Annotated in this window: 14 protein-coding genes and 1 pseudogene; 6 read left to right on the plus strand and 9 right to left on the minus strand. The window is 63.1% G+C overall.

Annotation, left to right across the window (positions count from 1 at the left end):
* The first annotated feature begins 157 nt into the window (after positions 1-157).
* Positions 158-1,534 (plus strand): MFS transporter, encoded by a 1,377-nt coding sequence (locus tag NKH59_RS07305; RefSeq protein WP_353014386.1) that lies wholly within the window; start codon positions 158-160, stop codon positions 1,532-1,534.
* Positions 1,535-1,571: 37 nt separating this feature from the next.
* On the opposite strand, the gene purH is transcribed toward NKH59_RS07305, so the two are convergent.
* The 5 genes from purH to htpX all read right to left on the minus strand — a co-directional run bounded on the left by purH (position 1,572) and on the right by htpX (position 7,850).
* Positions 1,572-3,188 (minus strand): bifunctional phosphoribosylaminoimidazolecarboxamide formyltransferase/IMP cyclohydrolase, encoded by a 1,617-nt coding sequence (purH, locus tag NKH59_RS07310; protein WP_352814783.1) that lies wholly within the window; start codon positions 3,186-3,188, stop codon positions 1,572-1,574.
* A gap of 84 nt (positions 3,189-3,272) precedes the next feature.
* Positions 3,273-5,021 (minus strand): heparinase II/III family protein, encoded by a 1,749-nt coding sequence (locus NKH59_RS07315; protein WP_352540908.1) that lies wholly within the window; start codon positions 5,019-5,021, stop codon positions 3,273-3,275.
* Between the two features lie 146 nt (positions 5,022-5,167).
* Positions 5,168-6,514: an RsmB/NOP family class I SAM-dependent RNA methyltransferase gene (locus NKH59_RS07320; RefSeq protein ID WP_352683673.1), complete on the minus strand. Its 1,347-nt coding sequence runs from the start codon at positions 6,512-6,514 to the stop codon at positions 5,168-5,170.
* On the minus strand, positions 6,511-6,837 hold the full coding sequence (locus NKH59_RS07325) for a hypothetical protein (RefSeq protein ID WP_353014387.1): 327 nt from the start codon (positions 6,835-6,837) through the stop codon (positions 6,511-6,513). The genes NKH59_RS07320 and NKH59_RS07325 overlap by 4 nt, the downstream gene beginning before the upstream one ends.
* On the minus strand, positions 6,834-7,850 hold the full coding sequence (htpX, locus tag NKH59_RS07330) for a zinc metalloprotease HtpX (RefSeq protein ID WP_352683668.1): 1,017 nt from the start codon (positions 7,848-7,850) through the stop codon (positions 6,834-6,836). The genes NKH59_RS07325 and htpX overlap by 4 nt, the downstream gene beginning before the upstream one ends.
* 116 nt (positions 7,851-7,966) lie before the next feature.
* On the opposite strand from htpX, the gene NKH59_RS07335 reads away from it, so the two are divergent.
* Positions 7,967-8,179, plus strand: a complete 213-nt coding sequence (locus NKH59_RS07335; protein ID WP_352451229.1) for a DUF1674 domain-containing protein — start codon at positions 7,967-7,969, stop codon at positions 8,177-8,179.
* 17 nt (positions 8,180-8,196) lie between these two features.
* On the opposite strand, the gene NKH59_RS07340 is transcribed toward NKH59_RS07335, so the two are convergent.
* Entirely contained in the window at positions 8,197-8,868 is a 672-nt protein-coding gene (locus NKH59_RS07340; RefSeq protein ID WP_353021416.1) for an HAD-IA family hydrolase, read from the minus strand.
* A 178-nt stretch (positions 8,869-9,046) separates the two neighbouring features.
* Between NKH59_RS07340 and NKH59_RS07345 the strand changes: the two genes are divergently transcribed.
* The 3 genes from NKH59_RS07345 to NKH59_RS07355 all read left to right on the plus strand — a co-directional run bounded on the left by NKH59_RS07345 (position 9,047) and on the right by NKH59_RS07355 (position 13,262).
* On the plus strand, positions 9,047-9,916 hold the full coding sequence (locus tag NKH59_RS07345; RefSeq protein ID WP_352451227.1) for a transglutaminase-like domain-containing protein: 870 nt from the start codon (positions 9,047-9,049) through the stop codon (positions 9,914-9,916).
* Between the two features lie 328 nt (positions 9,917-10,244).
* Positions 10,245-11,606 (plus strand): pilus assembly protein TadG-related protein, encoded by a 1,362-nt coding sequence (locus NKH59_RS07350; RefSeq protein WP_352767513.1) that lies wholly within the window; start codon positions 10,245-10,247, stop codon positions 11,604-11,606.
* A gap of 387 nt (positions 11,607-11,993) precedes the next feature.
* Positions 11,994-13,262, plus strand: coding sequence for a class I SAM-dependent methyltransferase (locus tag NKH59_RS07355; protein ID WP_352451225.1), 1,269 nt, complete (start codon positions 11,994-11,996; stop codon positions 13,260-13,262).
* Here NKH59_RS07355 and NKH59_RS07360 read toward each other — a convergent pair whose 3' ends face one another.
* A complete protein-coding gene (locus NKH59_RS07360; RefSeq protein WP_353021418.1) occupies positions 13,263-14,006 on the minus strand; it encodes an MOSC domain-containing protein in 744 nt (247 codons plus the stop codon).
* Positions 14,006-15,961 (minus strand): acetate--CoA ligase, encoded by a 1,956-nt coding sequence (acs, locus tag NKH59_RS07365; protein ID WP_352471293.1) that lies wholly within the window; start codon positions 15,959-15,961, stop codon positions 14,006-14,008. The genes NKH59_RS07360 and acs overlap by 1 nt, the downstream gene beginning before the upstream one ends.
* Positions 15,962-16,267: 306 nt before the next feature.
* On the opposite strand from acs, the gene NKH59_RS07370 reads away from it, so the two are divergent.
* Positions 16,268-16,540, plus strand: coding sequence for an usg protein (locus NKH59_RS07370; protein WP_023678111.1), 273 nt, complete (start codon positions 16,268-16,270; stop codon positions 16,538-16,540).
* 45 nt (positions 16,541-16,585) lie between these two features.
* Here the strand turns inward: NKH59_RS07370 and NKH59_RS07375 are convergent.
* A pseudogene (locus NKH59_RS07375) lies at positions 16,586-17,619 on the minus strand (aldo/keto reductase).
* Between the last annotated feature and the right edge of the window lie 4 nt (positions 17,620-17,623).

Consider the following 17,623-nt stretch of genomic DNA (forward strand, 5'->3'; position numbering starts at 1 on the left):
AGAACTGCGCTATTGAGCGAACGGCGCCCTGCGTTGGGGGGCGCCGGAGCATGATCCCAAAAAGTGACGATCGGCTTTTGGACAAGATCGTGCTCAACAACAAGACGGAGCATCATTCCGATTCGATCGGCATGGAGCAAGCTCCAGCGGAGGGGACATGGCTGAGATGGCAGTGCAGCGGGCATCGGGACGCGGCATCTGGGGATGGATGCTGTTCGATTGGGCGGCACAGCCGTTTTTCACGGTCGTTACCACCTTCATCTTCGGTCCTTATTTCGTCTCGCGCATGGCCAGCAATCCAGAGACCGGGCAAGCGGCCTGGGGCTACGGCATTGCCGCCGCCGGCCTCGTCATTGCCGTTTTGTCGCCGGTCCTCGGCTCGATCGCCGATCAGACCGGACCACGCAAACCGTGGATAGCCTTCTTCGCCGCGGTCAAGATCACCTGCCTCACCCTGCTGTGGTTCGCCGCGCCCGGCTCTAATCTTTTTCTGGTCGTGGTGTTGTTCTCGCTGGCGTCGGTCGCGGCGGAATTCTCGACTGTGTTCAACGATTCGATGATGCCCCGCCTGGTGCCAAAGAGCGACATCGGCAGGATCTCGAACATGGCCTGGGGACTCGGCTATCTCGGCGGCATGATCGCACTGATCTTCGTCGTTACCGTCATGGCCGGCTCGCCTGAAACCGGCAAGACCGTCGTTGGGCTCGACCCGATCTTCGGCCTCGACCCCAGGCTCGGCGAGGACGCGCGCGCCACCGGACCATTGTCGGCGGCCTGGTATTTCCTGTTCATCCTGCCGATGTTCTTCTTCACGCCTGATGCGATCAAAGGCATTCCAATCGGGCCGGCGGTGCGCGAAGGCCTGTCGGAACTGAAGTCGACGCTGGCCGAAGTGCGCAAGCGCAGCGGCATTTTTCGCTTTCTCGTCGCCCGCATGATCTATCAGGACGGCGTCAATGCACTGCTGGCGCTGGGCGGAACGTTTGCGGCGGCAATGTTCCATTGGTCGATTACCGAGATCGGCCTGTTCGGCATCATCCTCAACGTCGTTGCCATCGTCGGCTGCCTGGTTGCCGCACGCCTCGACACAGCACTGGGTTCCAAGACCATAGTGATGATTTCGCTGATCATGCTAAGCATCGCTACGCTCGGCATCGTCTCGACCGGCCCGGGCTATACGCTGTTCGGCGCCTGGGTGATGCCCGGACTGGACGGCGGCGGATTGTTCGGCACGGCGGCGGAAAAAGCCTACATTTTCTACGGCCTGCTGATCGGGCTTGCTTTCGGGCCGGTGCAGGCATCGTCGCGCTCCTACATGGCGCGCAGCGTCTCCGCTGCCGAATCGGGCCGCTATTTCGGCATCTATGCGCTGGCCGGCCGGGCAACCAGTTTTGCCGCACCCTTCATGGTGGCCACGATCACCCTGGCCAGCGGCTCGGCGCGGCTCGGCATGGCGGCGATCGTGCTGTTCCTTGGCGCCGGCATGGCGATCCTGATCGGCACGCCCTATCCGGCGGATCGGCCGGCGGAGTGAGCTGCTCTTGCCTTCTCCCACAGCGGGGGTAACGCGTTCAATGCCGGAAATGCCTCACTCCGGTGAAGACCATGGCAATGCCGTGAGCGTCGGCGGCGGCGATGACATCGTCGTCGCGCATCGAGCCGCCGGGCTGGATGACGGCTGTGGCGCCGGCTTCGATTGCCGACAAAAGCCCATCAGCGAACGGGAAAAAGGCATCCGAGGCGACGACCGAGCCCCTGGTCAAAGGCTCCGTCAGGCCGGCAGCTTCGGCCGCGTCGAGCGCCTTGCGCGCCGCGATGCGCGAGGAATCGACCCGGCTCATCTGGCCGGCGCCGATGCCGACTGTAGCGCCATCCCTGGCATAGACGATGGCGTTCGACTTGACGTGCTTTGCCACGCGAAAAGCGAATTTCAGATCGGCCAATTCGGCCGGCGTCGGAGCGCGTCTGGTCACCACTTTCAGCTCGAGGTCATCCACCACCGCGTTGTCGCGGCCCTGGATCAGCAAACCGCCAGCAACCGATTTCAAGCCAAGGCCCGCTGCGCGCGGGTCGGGCAGGCCGCCGGTGACCAGCAGGCGTAGGTTCTTCTTGGCGGCAATGATGCGGACTGCTTCTTCGGACGCCTCCGGTGCGATGATCACTTCGGTAAAGGTCTTGACGATCTCTTCGGCGGTTCCGGCATCGAGGATGCGGTTCATGGCGACGATGCCGCCGAAGGCCGAGACCGGGTCGCAGGCCAGCGCCTTGGCATAGGCCGCCTGCAGCGAAGCGTCCTCAGCGACGCCGCACGGGTTGGCGTGCTTGATGATGGCAATTGCTGCGGAGCGCGACGGGTCGAACTCGCCGACCAGCTCGAAGGCAGCGTCGGTGTCGTTGATGTTGTTGTAGGAAAGCTGCTTGCCCTGAAGCTGGCGCGCCGTGGCGACGCCCGGCCGCCTGTCGCCGTTGACATAGAAGCCGGCGCCCTGATGCGGGTTTTCGCCATAGCGCATCACCGACTGCAGCTTGCCGCCGAAGGCGCGCCATGTCGGATGCTCGATCTCAAGCGCCTCGGCGAACCATCCCGAGATCGCCGCATCGTAGGTGGCGGTGCGGGCAAAGGCCTTGGCTGCCAGCTTTTTGCGGAAATCCAGCGACAACGACCCGAAATTCATCTCCAGCGCGTTGAGCACCGAGGCATAGTCATCGGGATCGGTAACGATGCCGACATAGGCGTGGTTCTTGGCCGAGGCACGGATCATCGCCGGGCCGCCGATGTCGATGTTCTCGACGATCGCCGCGTAGTCGGCGCCGGAGCGACGCACCTCTTCGAACGGATAGAGATTGGAGACGACGAGATCGATCGGCTCGATGCCGTGGTCGCGCATCGCTGCGGCGTGCTCGGGATCGTCGCGCACGCCAAGCAGTGCGCCATGCACCGACGGGTGCAGCGTCTTGACGCGGCCGTCCATGATCTCGGGAAAGCCGGTGAGCTCGGACACGTCGCGCACCGCCATGCCTGCCTCGGCAAGCGCCCTTGCGGTGCCGCCGGTCGAGACTAGCTCGACGCCGGCCGAAGCCAGCGCCCTGGCGAAATCGATCAGGCCGGTCTTATCAAAGACGGAAAGGAGCGCGCGACGGATGGGTACAAGGTCGGGCGCGGGAATGTTCTTGGCGGCGACGGCCATGGGCTGGCGGCCTTTCCAGTTCTGGTTGGAGAGCGTCCGCGGGCCGTAGCATATGAGGCCCGGAAATCAAGCCGCAAGACTTGATCAGTGTCTGCCGTTGCCACCGGCTTCAGCTTTTTCCGGACGGCCGGCGATGATGGTGCGCGTCAATTGCCAGTGGACCTCCGAAATTTCCGAGGCCTTGAACGCAAGCACGATCTGGCGGCTGCGGCGCGGGCCGCCAAGCCCTGCGAAATAGATCGATTCCTCGACCTCGGGCACCACTTCGGTAGAGGTAAACACCCAGGTGTCGGCATGGTCGGCGGCCAGCACCAGACGGTCATGCTCATCCTGGAGCAGGCTAATATCGGGATGGACATGGAAACGCACCGTGACGAAGTCACGGCCATTGTTGCGGATAGAAGCGCCGCCCGGGCGCAGAAAACGGTCCCTGCCGGCAAACACATTGCCTTCGGTCGATAATTTCAGCTCGCGCTCATGCAGGAAGCCGAAGCGCGCTGCATAGCCGTCATGGCGGGCGATGAAGCCCTGGCTGCCCTTCTGGTCGGTGCGCTTGCAAGGCACATGCTGCGGCCCGCCGATCAAAGGCGTGCCGAGCAGGTCGTTGACGCGCAAGGAGTGATTGAAGCGCGCCGACGACGTGTCGTTGATGGTGGCGGTCGAGTGGGCGGCGGTGGCGCGGGCAAGCGGCCGGAACTCGGCGGCGCCATAAGTGTCTATTCCGGCGTTGACGATATAGTGCTGGCGGCCCGACGACAATTCGAAGGCGAGGCATCCGGCGTGAGCGGCATTGGATACGTCGACAGGGGGCGGCGGGCCGGTATCGGCGATCACAGTGACACCGCCCATCGACAGGCGCTCATAACCCGAATGCGGCGCGTGCAGCAACGGTGCGCCGGCGGTGTCGTCGTGATGCAGGATGCTGGCGATACGATCGTGAATGGTGGCGCCCATGCCGTTGAAGCGGGCAAGGCTGCCGTCCTGATGGCGAAAGAAGCGCAATGCCGGCAGCATCCGGTCGATGGCGCCGATCAGGGCGGCCGGCGGTGTCTCGGCCTGATTGGCGTATGTCTGGCGCAACGGCAGAAGGTCGGCGAGGATTTCAAGCACGGCCATCGGATTGCGCGAGATATGGCCGCCGTCAGGCAGGATCTGGCGGTCGAGCTCCTCGGCGAGATTGCGGGTAGCACCGCGTAGCGCCGAGGCCGGCGCCGGCAGCGACAAAGCGGCAAAGGCCAGCGCAATGCGGGCGCGCAGCCGGTCCTTGCCGTCCGGCATCTCGCGCACCATGGCGCGCAGATAGCGGATCTGGACGGCGAGCGATTTCAAGAACGCGCGGTAGAACGGAAATTCAGCGCCCTGCAACACGATCGAGGAATGCTGCAGCCAGGCAATGACACGCTTGGCCGTCGTGCCGGGCTCCCACGCGACGCCGGAAATATGGCTGCCATGGATTGCAATCCAGTCGGAAACCAACGCCCGGGCGTTGGCGGCGGCGAGCTCGGTACCGGCGGCACGCATATGGCGCAGCCAGCGAAAGCCATGCAGCGTTTTTTGCCAGCCGGGATTGGGCACGTCGATCTGGAAGGGCGATTTGCCGCCGGTCTCGACCAGATGCCCCGAAAGCGGATAGCGGCCGTAATAGATCTCGAGCGCGATCTGAGGATCGGCGAGCCGCAGGTCCGGTGGGGCGATCAGGACGCGCTCCGGCGTGCGGCCTGAGTAGCGCCAGCGATAGAGTGGCCCGGCGCGCAAGCGCCGGCGCGTCTTGCGCCAGAACTCCCTCGCGACAAGCGTCCACAGACGCGTCGTGTTACCGGCAGCGATTGCCAAAACCCCTCCTGATCGTCCTCACCCAAGCACAAGTTTATATGATTCAAGAACTTGTGCGAAGGCGAATTCCGCGGCAGTGGGGCCGTTCAGCCTGTTTTCCATGCCTCCTCGCCCCAAGAAGCCGGACGGCGCTTCAGGATCGGCCCTTAGCCGGCTCTGCGCATGCGGGCGGCGAAGAAGCCGTCCAGCCCGGAGCGGCCCGGCGAGCCTAGCTCCAGATCGGCAGGCGTGGTGCGCAACGTGCCTTGCGGCGTCAGAAACGGGTCGATGCCGGCGATCTCACCCGGCCGAAGCGGGTCGTCGACAATCTCCGCATTGCCGGCGAGAAAGTCGCGATAGAGCTCTTCGCCTTCCAGCGGATCGAGCGAACAGTTGGAAAAGACGATGCGTCCACCAGGCTTGACCAGGGTGACGGCGCGGGCAAGCAGCCGGCGTTGCAGGTCGGCCAGTTTTTCGACGTCGGCCACCGTCTTCGTCCAGGGGACGTCGGGATGCCGCCGCACCGTGCCGGTCGAAGAGCAAGGTGCGTCGAGGAGGACGGCGTCGAAGAGGTCCTTCGGCTCGTATTTGAGCAGATCGGCCTGGACGATCTCGGCGGCCAGACCGAGCCGTTCGAGGTTCTGCGTCAGCCGTGCCAGCCGCGTTTTGGACATGTCTAGCGCGGTGACGTGGGCGCCGGCGAGGATCAGCTGGGCGGTCTTGCCGCCCGGCGCGGCGCAGAGGTCGGCGATTCGCAAACCATTGATGTCGCCGAACAGCCGGGCCGGCAGGCTGGCCGCTGCATCCTGAACCCACCAGGCGCCTTCCCCAAAGCCGGGCAGTTCGGTCACGGAAGCGCTGAGCTTTTCCACCCGCACCGTGCCGGTCGGCAAGACAAAGCCGCCGAGCCGTTCGGCCCACAGCGCCGGGTCCGACTTGACCGAGAAATCGACCGGTGCCTCATGGCGATGGGCGAGCAGTATCTGCCGGGCCTTGTCGAGGCCGTAGACTGTTTTCAAACGGTCGGAAAACCATTTTGGCGCCTCGTCGGTAGCGGCAAATGCTGCGGCGAGCTCGTCCTGCTTGGCCCGCGCCAGCGTGCGCAGCACGCCGTTGACGAGGCCGGAAAAGCGCGCCGTGCGCGGATCGGACTTGGCGTGTGTCACGGCGAGGTCGACGGCGGCGCTGTCGGGAACATCGAGGAACAGGATCTGCGCTGCCGCCACATGCAAAATGTGCGAAAGCGCCGTGGCGTTGGGCGGCAGCGGCTTTTCCAGGCGACGGGCCAAAAGGCCTGATATGGTCATGCGGTAGCGCAGGGCGGTGACCAGAATGGCGCGCACCAAAGCGCGGTCGCGCAGGTCGAGCGCCTTGTATTGTGGATGGCCGTTTTCATGGTCGGTCAGCCCGTCGAGCGGCGTTTTCGCGTCAATGACGGCGGCAAGCAGGCGCGCGGCTGCCTTGCGCGCGGCGAGACCGCGAGCTTCTGAAGCCTCACTGTGAGTTGGCCTCATTGTGTCGGCGATCGGTTGACTAGTTTAAATATAGCGCTGACAAAATCTTCTTTGCTTCCTAGGGGGGAGGTCACCTGAATGTAGTCTTTTTCAACCGTGCCGACATAGTCCGCGACTTGCTTTGGAGATGCACCATCCCCGACAAGTCGGACGATGTGGCGGAGATAGGTGTCATATTCATCTTCAGGAAGTGGGCGAAAGCCCAGATCACTTGATGTTGCTATGCTCGCCATCGGTATGCCGATAGGGTTCCAGTGCCTTGCACAAAGATCGCGCATTTCCGCCAGCGAGATCCCGCCTTTTTTGTCTGTCGCGCTCGTCACGACCACGGACCTTTGGGTCCGGTCGGATTGCGTCCCCAGGGATTGGGTCTCGGCTTGGCCGGCTCAGGCGGCCTCTCGGGCCGCGCGGCCCTGTCCCACGGACCAGACGGCTGCTGCCCGGTCCCTTCCGGCGCCGGCCTTGGCGTCGCGGCCGCTTCGGGTGCGCCGGCCATTTCGCTCGCCATCCTCTGCAACGCGGCGATGCGGTTTTCTGTGCTCGGGTGAGTGGAAAACAAACTGTCCATACGCTCGCCGGAAAGAGGATTGATGATGAAGAGATGGGCGGTTGCCGGATTGCGCTCGGCATCCGGGTTGCGGATGCGTTCGGCGCCCCGCGCGATCTTGTCAAGCGCCGAGGCGAGCCACAGCGGGTGTCCACAGATTTCGGCACCGCGCCGGTCGGCCTCATATTCGCGGGTGCGGCTCACCGCCATCTGCACGATCATGGCGGCCAAAGGCGCGACGATCATTGCCACCAGCACGCCGACGATGCCGAAGGAATTGTTGTTGTCGCGGTTGCCGCCGAAAAAGAAGGCGAAATTGCCGAGCATCGAAATTGCGCCGGCAAAGGTGGCGACGATCGTCATGGTCAGCGTATCGCGGTGCTGCACATGGGCGAGCTCGTGCGCCATCACCGCCGCGACTTCTTCATGCGATAGCCGCTCGAGCAGGCCGGTGCTGGCGGCGACAGCGGCATTTTGCGGATTGCGGCCGGTGGCGAAGGCATTGGGCTGCGGATTGTCGATGAGATAGGTTCTCGGCATCGGCAGGCCGGCACGTTGGGCGAGACCCTGCACGATGGCGTAATATTCAGGCGCGTTGCGTTCGTCGACTTCGATCGCACGGTGCATCGACAGCACCATCTTGTCGGCGTTCCAATAGCTGAACAAATTGGTGCCGGCGGCGATCAGCAAGGCGATCATCATGCCGCCGGATCCGCCGACCAAATAGCCGACGCCCATGAACAGGGCCGTCATTGCGGCCAAAAGCATGGCGGTGCGAAGGGTGTTCATCGTCTGCTCCATTTGGGCCCAACAAAGGGGTCGATCCTTGTGGGCCCATCGCTATATGATGGGAAACAGCGGTTCCCGTTTCAATCGGGGCCTGTTTCAATCTAGCGGAAGATCGCATGATCGACAAAACCAGCCAAACGCATGCTAACGGCTCGCCGCAAAAGCCGCTGACCCCGGCAGCCAGGCGCGCCTTGGTCGAGGCCGAGGCCCGGCGGGAGAAATATCGCGAGCAGGAAGCCACGCTGCCGAGGGAGATCGGCGGGCGCGGCGGCAAGGAGCCTGGCCGCTATGGCGACTGGGAGGTCAAGGGCCTGACCAGCGACTTTTAGCGCAAGCAGGATGCTAGTTAAGCAGGCTGTGCGGTCCGTTCCGCTTCGATGGCAATCCAGCCGTTGTCATCGACAGCGATGCCGATCGCGCCATAGCCGGTGATGGCGGCATGCGGCGTCTGCAACGGATGCCGGTGCGTGGCGCTGATCACCACGATTGCAGCGCCCGCGGCTTCGGCTGCCGCTATGCCGGCCGGCGCGTCCTCGAAGACGAGGCAGTCGCGCACATCGACGCCGAGCCGTGCGGCCGCCAGCCGGAAGCAGTCGGGTGCCGGCTTGCCGCGAGCCACGTCCTCCGCCGCGACGATCACGGCGGGAGCCGGAATGCCGGCGGCCTGCAGGCGCAGCAAGGCAAGTTCGCGCGGTGCCGAAGTGGCGATCGCCCAGCTTCTAGGCGGCAGCGACGCCAAGAAGGCCGCGGCGCCGGCAATCGGGCGAATGCCCTCGACATCGGCCGCCTCGGCCTGCAAAAGCGATTCGGCTTCGCGGGCAGGATCGACGCCTGGGAGCGCCAGCCGGCCGATGGTCTCGATCGCCCGCACGCCGTGGATGGTCGGCAGGAATGCGGCGACGTCAAGACCTTGCCGATGCGCCCACGCTGCCCAGACCCTTTCCGCCGCGGCGATCGAATTGAGAATCGTGCCGTCCATATCGAACAGGAAGGCCGCGAATTTTCTGCCTGCGAACATCGGTTTCCCGGGGTCATCTTGGAGGAATTATTTCGAAAGACGCGTGTCGATCGACCGTAACGTTGCCGCGTCCGTATGGGAAGTCGCGAGGCGTCGTTTTTGACGACCACAAGGAACCGCCGCACACTCTCCTGCGTTGACCAGCACTATCTTCCATGACGATCGTAGGGGGACGGCGATGCTGATCAGGCTCGGCTATGAAATTGCCATTGAATGCGCTGCAGCCACGCCGATTGTTTCGCTGCTCGAGATCCATCGGGATCGCCAGGCCGACATCAAGCGGCAGACGCGCGTGCTGACGTCGCCGTCGGTTCCGACCAGGGTCTACCACGATCTTTTCGGCAATAGCTGCCGCCGCTTCACGGCGCCGGCCGGAAGCTTTCGCATCCTTTATGACGCGGTGGTCGAGGACAGCGGCGAGATGGACGAAGTCAACACGCTGGCCGGGGAAGTCCCGGTTGCCGAATTGCCGGACGAGGTGCTCGGCTATCTGCTCGGCAGCCGTTACTGCGAGACCGACCATCTCGGCGACCTGGCCTGGCAACTTTTCGGCCAGCTTCCGCCGGGCTGGGCGCGGGTGCAGGCGATCGTCGACTATGTCCACAACCGCCTGTCCTTCGGCTACGGCTATGCGCGCTCGACCCGCACGGCGGCGCAGGCGCATGAGGAGCGCGTCGGCGTCTGCCGCGACTTTGCCCATCTGGCGATCACGCTCTGCCGCTGCATGAACATCCCGGCCCGCTACGTGAACGGCTATCTCGGCGATATCGGCGTGCCCGCCGATCCGGCGCCGATGGATTTCTCGGCCTGGGTGGAAGTGTTCCTCGACGGCAGATGGTACACCTTCGATCCTCGCCACAATGTGCCGAGGATCGGCCGCGTCGTCATAGCCCGCGGCCGCGACGCCACCGACGTGCCGCTGCTGCACAGTTTCGGCCCGCATCGGCTCAGCCTGTTCAAGGTCTGGACCCACGAGCAGGAAGGCAATCTGTTCAAGCCGCCCTATCGCGGCGTCGACAAGACCGTCAGCGCACGGATGCTGGCCTGATCTTCGGACACATTCGCAGTCCGGATTTCCACCTGCCGCCACTGCGGCAGCACTGATCCTGTTCGATACATCTCGTCTGTACCGGATTGGGACGCAGTCCAGCCGTCTCGAATTGCGAGCCCGAATCTTGGTAAGCGCTTTTTGAACAAAGCCGTGCCGACGCGGCTTTCGTTTACCCGCTGTTTACCTTGTCGCCGCTCGAAACCGTTTGGAAACAATGGCCTGAGCGGGGGCCGCTCGCTTTCCCGCGCCCGGCGGCGCGATCCGGCCGGATTCCTGCAATGCGCGTTCGGACAGCTGCAGGCTGTAGCGAATGGAGGCGGAAAGAATGCGGCGTTTCGGGGGTCTTGTTCAGGCGATCGGCGGCTTTGCCGGGGATCGCAGCGGAAATTTCGCGGTCCTGTTTGGTATAATCGGCTCAGTACTGGCGCTGAGTGTCGGCTTTGCCGTCAACGTATCCCAACTCTACAATGTGAAATCGAGCCTGCAAGGCGTCGTCGATGCGGCGGTCACCTCGACGGCCCGCGACCTGACGACCGGCGTTATCAGCGAGGCCGAAGCCAGCAAATCGGTGCAGGCCTTTCTCGATGCCAACAGCACGGCGGGTATCCTGCAGGACAATCAGATCGTTCTCGACAAACTGACCGTCGACCAGACCGCCAGGACCGTTCAGGCGGACGTTCATGTCAATGTCAGCTATTATTTCCCGCTTTTCAGCACGGGTAGCATGCAGCGCGTTCCCGCATCGACGACGGCTCTCTATTCGGACAAGCAGATCGAAGTCGCGATGATGCTCGATGTGACCGGCTCGATGGCAGGCCAGAAAATCATCGATCTGCGGACGGCTGCGGCGAATGCCGTCGACAGCTTCCTGGGCGGTCAGGACACCTCCAAACCGCGCGTGCGGGTTGCCATCGTGCCTTATGCCAATTCGGTGAATGCCGGTACACTTGCCGCCAGCAGCGTCTATGTGGAAACCACCGCCAGCCAACGCAAACAGGCGCCGGCCAATGACGCTGTGCAGTATGTCTCGGGCCTCATCCGTCCTGACAATTGCGCCACCGAACGCAAGGGGACCTACCAATATTCGGACGCGGGCCCCGACGCCAGCATGGTCAACCGCGACTACCTGCTGTCGTCCTTCGCCTGGCAAACCGGCACCGCCGCCTGCCCGGCCGCCACGCTGATGCCGCTGACGGCGGATGCGACGGCGCTCAAGACGGTCATCAAGAATTTCATCGCCTCCGGCGGCACTGCCGGCCATATCGGCGTACAGTGGACCTGGTACATGCTCTCGGAGAACTGGGGGAGCATAATGAGGACTTCGCAGCGGCCGGCCAAGATGGATCCAAAAAAGGTCGCCAAAATCGCGATCCTGATGACCGACGGCGAATTCAACCTGTCCTACTTCGATGCGAGCACGGTGAGCGACGTCTACAATGACGCCGGCAAGGAGCCGACCCGCACGGCCGCCAAGAAACTTTGCGCTGCCATGCGCGACAACGGCATCGAGATCTTCACTATTGGGTTTGACCTAAACGAAACGAATGCCAAGGCCACGCTCCAGGATTGCGCGAGCCCGGACACCGCCAAGATCAAGCACTTCTACCAAGCTGCCAATGGAACCGAACTCAACCAGGCTTTCCAGGACATAGCGCGCAACGTCGAGATGTTGACCGTAACCAAATAAGGGACAACAGCCCAAAAAGGAAAAGGCCGCCGCTTCTCGCGAAGTCGGCGGCCTTCCGTGTTTCCGTCCATGGCGCGGCTCCTGGCGGCGACGGTTGGTCGCCAGCCGCGCATCTCGCGCCTTAACGGGAAGACTGCTTCCCGAAAGTGCGATCCGCTGAGGCCACGTTCTGGAAAACGAAATCACTCGACATCGGATCACCTCCTTTCGATTTGTTGAACACTTCCTCATGATGGGGTGTCATCCGGCAAATGGCAAGGCGCGGCACTCGAAAATCCTGAACAAGCGTGCTTGTGCACTCGGGCGGCTTGCGGCCGGCCGATCGGGCAGGCAAGATCGAGCCGCGATTGTTCCGGGCCGTTATTTGCCGGGTAAGGGAGGACGGGGATGGAGGCAGCCGAGAGAGCGGCCCGGATTGTTCGGACGGTCATCGAGACGCTGAAGCCGGGTTTCGCGGTGAGGCTGTGGACAGGCGAGCGGATCGGCCCGGCTACCGGCCCGGTGCTCACTATCAACGACCAGGACATCGTCTGGCAGATCGTACGTCGGCCCTCTTTATCGACGCTGATCGAGATGTGGATTGCCAAGGCGGTCGACGTCGAAGACGGATCGCTGTTCGATTTCTACGCCTTGCCCACGCACGGCAAGCTCAGGACGAAGCTCAAGACATTGCCGAAGCTGGCGATCCTGCGCGACCTGCCGGCGGTGCTGTTTTCGCGAAAACAGATGACGACGCGAACCGATCTTTCCGGCCGCAATCCTTTCGTCAGCGGTTCGAGCAAGGAGGCGATCCAGCATCATTACGACATTTCCAACGCATTCTACCGGCTCTTCCTCGACGAGCGCATGGTCTATAGCTGCGGCTACTTCAAGGATTTCGCCAACGATATCGATCAGGCCCAGAGAGACAAGCTCGACCATATCTGCCGCAAGCTTCGCCTGAAGCCCGGCGACAGATTGCTCGACATCGGCTGCGGCTGGGGAGCGATGCTCATCCATGCGGTGAAGAATTATGGCGTCGTCGGCCACGGCGTTTCGCTATCGGAAGCACAGACCGAACTCGCCCGTGAACGCATCCGCGCCGCCGGGCTGGAGGACCGCATCACCATCGAGATCAAGTCCTATGCCGAGCTGTCCGGCTCCTTCGACAAGATCTCCTCGATCGGCATGTTCGAGCATCTGGGGCTTGCCAACCATGCGGCCTATTTCTCGAGGATCCATCGCCTGCTCAAGCCCGGCGGCATCTATCTGCACCACGCCATCACCCGGCGCGACAAGGGCAGCTTGAAGAAGACGCTGCGCAAGGGGCCGGAATTCAAGGCGCTGATCAAATACATTTTTCCGGGCGGCGAACTCGATACGATCGGCATGACGCTCGGCAATCTCGAGGCGCACGGCTTCCTCGTCTACGACGTCGAAAACTTGCGCGAGCACTATGCGCGCACCTGCAGGCTATGGGCAGAGCGTCTCCACGCACGCTTCGACGAAGCCATCGCCGAGGTCGGCGAAGCCAAGGCGCGGCTCTGGCTGCTTTATCTCACCGGTTGCTCGATCACCTTCGAACGCGCCTCGGCGCAGGTCTTCCAGACCGTTGTCACCAGGCGCGCGCGCGGCCCGAGCGGCCTGCCGCCGACGCGGGCGGATTTGTATCGATAGCTACAGGAGGCGCATCGTGGCGCCGATCTCGACGCGGGCCGGTCGGTCGACGGTGCAGTAGACGCCGAGATTATGGGCGTTGTGGCGGACCAGGCTGCGCAGGATTGCCGGGTTGTGGTCGAACCCGTTCTGGCCAATGATGGTGAAGCCGCAGCGGCGGCACGGCTCGGAGATGGTCAGGAGCAGGTCGCCGATTGCCAGCTTGCACCCGATCCATTCCGTCTCGGGAAACGACCCCTCGACCTCTGGCATATCGACGACGATGTTGGGGCGGAAGCGGCGCGCGTCGGCGGCGCCCTCTGGATGCAGCACTTTCAAACGCGCCAGTGAGGCGGTGGTCAGCAGATGAATAGGGGTTTTGACGTAGCGTTCCGTCAGCAGGGGGCCGAGGTAATCCGGAGCCGCATTTTCCCGGCGGAACGGCCGGATGGAAGCCGCAAAGCCGAGATACGCGGAAACCGCGCGATCACTTTGCGCGCCAGGTGCCGAAAGCCAGCGTCCGTCGGGGATGGCGACCTCCAGCCTGCCGGCCTGCGACAGCCGGGTGCGGATGCGGGGCACCTTGTGCCATTTCGCTTCGCGGTCGGGCCGCGCGATTTCATCGGTCGAGGTATCGACAAGACCAAACAGGCGGTCGCCTTCGACGGTATACCAGTCGACGGAGATCGCCTCCTGAAACTCGCCGGCGAGCGAGCTCGCGGGATAGCGCCAAAGCTCGGTGACGCCGCCCAATGCGGGTTGCATCAGCCCTTCTTGTTTTGCCGGTTGGCGATCAGGTCGTCGACGACTGCCGGGTCGGCGAGCGTCGAGGTGTCGCCGAGCGCGGCAAAATCATCCTCGGCGATCTTGCGCAGGATGCGCCGCATGATCTTGCCGGAACGGGTCTTCGGCAGGCCGGGCGCGAACTGGATCTTGTCGGGCGAAGCGATGGCGCCGATCTCCTTGCGGACATGGGCGACGAGCTCCTGGCGCAATTCCTCGCTTGGCGTCTCGCCGGCCATCAGCGTGACATAGCAGTAGATGCCCTGGCCCTTGATATCGTGCGGGTAGCCGACGACGGCGGCCTCCGAGACCTTCTCATGCGAAACCAGCGCCGATTCGACCTCGGCGGTGCCCATGCGGTGGCCGGAGACGTTGATGACGTCATCGACGCGGCCGGTGATCCAGTAGTAGCCGTCAGCATCGCGGCGGCAGCCGTCGCCGGTGAAGTACCTGCCCTTGTAGGTCGAGAAATAGGTCTGCACGAAGCGGTCGTGATCGCCATAGACGGTGCGCATCTGGCCCGGCCATGAGTCGGCAATGCAAAGATTGCCGCTGGCTTCGCCTTCCAGTACCTTGCCGTCGGCGTCGACCAGCTGCGGCTTGACGCCAAAGAAGGGCCGCGTCGCCGAACCCGCCTTGAGGTGGGTGGCGCCCGGAACCGGCGTGATCATGATGCCGCCGGTCTCGGTCTGCCACCAGGTGTCGACGATCGGCACCTTGCCGTTGCCGACGACGTTGAAATACCACTCCCAGGCTTCCGGATTGATCGGCTCGCCGACGGTGCCGAGCACGCGCAGCGACTTGCGCGACGTTTTGGTGACATGGGCATCGCCGGCGCCCATCAGCGCGCGCAGCGCCGTCGGCGCCGTGTAGAAGATGTTGACCTTGTGCTTGTCGATCACGTCCCAGAAACGCGACTGCGACGGGTAGTTCGGCACGCCTTCAAACATCAGCGTGGTGGCGCCGTTGGCGAGCGGCCCGTAGACGATATAGCTGTGGCCGGTGACCCAGCCGACATCGGCGGTGCACCAGTAGATATCGCCGTCATGATAGTCGAAGACATATTGGTGGGTCATCGAGACATAGACGAGATAGCCGGCGGTGGTGTGCAGCACGCCCTTCGGCTTGCCGGTCGAGCCGGATGTGTAGAGGATGAACAGCGGGTCCTCGGCGTTCATCTTCTCGGGCTTGCATTCGGCCTTAACCGTGGCGACCTCGTCATGGTACCAGACGTCGCGCCCGGCGGCCCAGCCGGTCTTGCCGCCGGTGCGGCGCACGACCAAGACCTTTTCGACTTTCGTTCCGGCCTTGGCGGCGATCTCGATCGCCTTGTCGGTGTTCTCCTTCAGCGGGATAGTCTTGCCGCCGCGCAGGCCTTCGTCGGCGGTGATGACGAAGGTCGACTTGCAGTCGTCGATGCGTCCGGCCAGCGCATCCGGCGAAAAGCCGCCGAAGACAACCGAATGAATGGCGCCGATGCGCGTGCAGGCGAGCATCGCATAAGCGGCCTCCGGGATCATCGGCATGTAGATGGTGACGCGGTCGCCCTTCTTGACGCCGTGCTTCTTCATCACATTGGCGAGGCGGCAGACACGTGCGTGAAGTTCGTTATAGGTGATCTTCCTGTCGTCGTAGGGATTGTCGCCTTCCCAGATGATGGCGGTCTGTTCGCCGCGCTTCTTCAGATGCCGGTCGATGCAGTTCCACGAAACGTTTGTCTGGCCATCCTCGAACCATTTGATCGAAACCTTGCCGTCGAAGGACGTGTTCTTGACCTTGCTGTAGGGCTTGAACCAGTCGATGCGCTTGCCGTGCTTGCCCCAGAACTTGTCCGGGTTCTTGACGCTGTCGGCGTACCATTTCAGGTAGGTGTCATTGTCAATCAGCGCGTTCTTCTTCCACGCCGGCTGGACGCGATGGACATGAACATCGGACATTTCTTCGCCTTCCTCCCCAAAACCAAACCGCCGGCTTGACCGCCGGCAGGATCGCGGCGATGCGGCCGCGAATTCGCGCGCATTATTAACAGTTCGGCGGTGACGGCAACATTAGACGTTGGATTCGCGCGGCGGGATGCCGCAGGTGCCTTGCCGGGCGGTGTCAGCACTCTCGTGAGGCGGCTGCTAAGCGCATGTTTTTGCGGGAGGAATCTGGTTTGATCGCAGAAATATCAATAGACGAATAAGCAAATGGGGTGCACAATTTCAGGCTGGGAGGAAGGAGAATCAACCAGGGGACCGGCAATGCGCGACCATTCAGAAATGGACCTGATGCTCAAGGGCTATGGCTTGACCACGGCCAAGATTCTTTATCACTTCCCAGATCATCCGCATCTGCTGCAGAGCTTCATCTGGCAGGATTACGACATCGCCCCGAAATTTCCCGTGCTGATCCGCTTCATCGAGTTCTGGAAGGCCAAGCTCGAAGGCCCGCTGCATTCGGTCAGCTACACGCACCAGAAGCTGATCGCGCCGAACGAATGGCGCAAGGTCGACGGCGAGTTCGTTCTGCATTAGCCGGGCGGGCGGCAGTCTGGGAGCCGCCGCCCAGCTTTTGGAGCGTCAGACTGCGGGCGGGTTCAGCCGGGCAAACCCTCCTGCCGGCGATAGGGAAAATACGGATAGGGTGCGGTGATCTCACTTGCCGTGTCGAGCTTCTTCATCTGCTCGGCTGTCAAGGACCAGCCGACGGCGCCGAGATTCTGGTGCAACTGCTCCTCGTTGCGCGCGCCAATGATGACGGAGGCGACGGTCGGCCGCTGCAGCAGCCAATTGATGGCGATCTGCGGTATGGTCTTGCCGGTTTCCTCGGCGACAACATCAAGCGCGTCGACGACCCGATAGAGATGCTCATCCTCGACGGGCGGTCCGAAGCTTGCCGTGTCGTGCAGCCGGCTTTTCTCAGGCAGCTTCTGGCCACGGCGGATCTTGCCGGTCAGGCGGCCCCAGCCGAGTGGGCTCCACACCAGCGCACCGACGCCCTGGTCGAGGCCGAGCGGCATCAACTCCCATTCATAATCGCGTCCGACCAGCGAGTAATAGACCTGATGGGCGACGTATCGGGGATAGCCATGTCTATCCGCCAGGCCGAGCGACTTCATCACTTGCCAGCCGGAAAAATTGGAGACGCCGACATAACGCAGCTTGCCGGCGCGCACGAGACTGTCCAGCGTCGACAGCACCTCCTCGATCGGTGTTGCGGCGTCGAAGGCGTGCAGTTGCAGCAGGTCGATGTAATCGGTGCCAAGACGCTTCAGCGCGTCTTCGACGGCCTTGATCAGGCGTGAACGTGACGAGCCGGCATCGTTGGGACCGTCGCCCATCGGCAGCGAGGTCTTGGTCGAGATCAGCACGGCGTCGCGGCGGCCCTTGATGGCAGCGCCGAGCACTTGTTCGGAAGCGCCATTCGAATAGACATCGGCGGTGTCGAACAGGTTGACGCCGGCCTCAAGGCAGATGTCGACCAGCCGCCGTGCTTCCGCCGCATCGCTGTTGCCCCAGGCACCGAACAGCGGGCCTGAACCGCCGAAGGTTCCAGCGCCGAACGAGAGCACCGGGACCTTCAGGCCTGATGCGCCAAGATTTCGATAATCCATGGGT

Origin of the sequence: Mesorhizobium sp. M0998 (assembly GCF_040318885.1) — a bacterium.
In the GTDB taxonomy this organism is placed as follows: Bacteria; Pseudomonadota; Alphaproteobacteria; order Rhizobiales; family Rhizobiaceae; genus Mesorhizobium.